Source organism: Vibrio sp. 2132-1 (genome assembly GCF_033344315.1).
Window position 1 is genome coordinate 1 of sequence record NZ_JAWPON010000740.1, and the last position, 546, is coordinate 546.

Sequence of the window (546 nt, forward strand, 5' to 3'; positions counted from 1 at the left end):
TCCCCAGACGCTAGACATCCAACGTACGCTATCGGATTGACCTTCAACATCTGAACAATCACGGCCGTTACATTGAGATTCCCATGACTCAGTTTCGTTACTACAGGAGTAAGCGAATTGATCACCTTTGGATACGCATTGGGTTCGCGCTGCATCTATAGCATCGAGTGTTGATTGACGCTCGCAGTAAGGAATATCACTTTGACACTGATTATCAATTAAAACTTGGCCTTCAGGGCAACTTGAATACTCAAGATAATCATAAATACCTAAACCATATGTATAACTCCCATTAGAAGCTACAGCATCAACCGAAACATCGCCCCACTTTAAATAAGCACGCTTAATAGTAAGAACCCTATCAGGCTGGTTAACATGGTAAGTTGTACACCCAATAAAAAAATCAAGTGTATAGATACCACCAATAACACCACAACTCGTTTTCATGTAAGGAGCAGGTTTAGTAATTTTAATTACCGTTTGAGCGGAAGCACTAAACGAAACACTCAAAAGTATCACCAGTGCCGCAATGCTTTGTTTAATACT

The 546-nt window shown here is 40.5% G+C and carries 1 pseudogene; it reads right to left on the reverse strand.

The features are described from left to right. Positions 1–546 (reverse strand): annotated as a pseudogene (locus tag R8N47_RS27710) (hypothetical protein); the annotation flags it as partial.